Here is a 1,126-nt window from a genome sequence, read left to right on the forward strand (position 1 = left end):
AAGCCGTATTTGAGTATATTGATATTGATTACAACCGTAAAAGAAGGCATAGTGCGAAAGGCTATATAAGCCCACTTAATTTTGAACTAAAGAACATAGCTTAATTGAGTGTCCAGAATTACTGCCAGGGATCACTGCTCGGTCAAGTCCAAAAAGGGTACGATCTAGAATATTTTATTCAATTGAATAAACTGACACAATTTGTGAAAGTTTTACGCCAAATTATTTAAAAAAAATAACATTAATATACTAGGGCAACGTCCCTGAAATTCATTCATTAATCAGTTTTGGAAAACCGCTTTACTCAAAACGAACACTTTTGGTGCGCTTCTGCTTTTAGCAGGAATTTTAGCGTTAACTGCCGCAGCCATCCCTGTGGTGAGGCAAGTTATCTTAAGCTTGACTGTGGAAATAACGACCAAATTGCAGCAACAGCCGGTGACGCCTTAACTGTTACTGGTTATCTTCGTTAAGCATTGATAATTTAATACCAATCCAACGCCAAAATTTAAACAACAAGCCTGGATTCCAATAAATGTAGCACTTAAAATCGCATGTTTGGGTAGCGCACGGCATTTTTGCCGAAATGTTTTATAATTAACATTAAATGAACACCCATAGCGAGAAAAGACCATGCGGATTTCATTGACCGAGCCCTCATCGTCAAGATATCTCTACATTAATCCCAATACCAATCAAGTGCATCTCCTGGTTCCTTTCATTGCAGGGCAGGACATCAGCACAGACAATACCTGTAAGTCAAACTTGGAGTTAAAAGCTTTTTTTGAGGGCGGCGCCGCTTACAAGGAACTGGAATCTTATAAAAGCGCACTTGAATTTGACCTGTCATTGCTGGAAGAAGGAAACCCTCTGCGTCAAGCGAAAGAAGAACGTTTGGCTCAAATCAACATCTACCTAGAAGCCGTAACAGCGATGAGAGATAGCTATGGGAGCTCTGTCCGACATTTTCTCGCCAACCCCTCGAACTTATACAGCATTCAATTGCGACCACGTATACAAGACCCATACTCCACGGTGGTGAATCCGGTATTTAATGTCAATCGGGGCAATGATGAGGCAGGGAGTCCATTATCTTCTTTATATAACAGCATGCATCGTATTTTCC

The 1,126-nt window shown here is 40.5% G+C and carries 1 protein-coding gene and 1 pseudogene; both read left to right on the forward strand.

Annotated features, from left to right (window positions below; translation table 11 throughout):
• Nucleotides 1-104, forward strand: a 104-nt coding sequence (locus E1O47_RS12065) for an IS3 family transposase (protein WP_165475120.1), incomplete at its 5' end; no start/stop codon positions are given.
• Between the two features lie 529 nt (nucleotides 105-633).
• Nucleotides 634-1,126 (forward strand): annotated as a pseudogene (locus tag E1O47_RS12070) (hypothetical protein); the annotation flags it as partial.

The organism is Legionella yabuuchiae (genome assembly GCF_900640115.1).
Taxonomy (GTDB): domain Bacteria; phylum Pseudomonadota; class Gammaproteobacteria; order Legionellales; family Legionellaceae; genus Legionella_A; species Legionella_A yabuuchiae.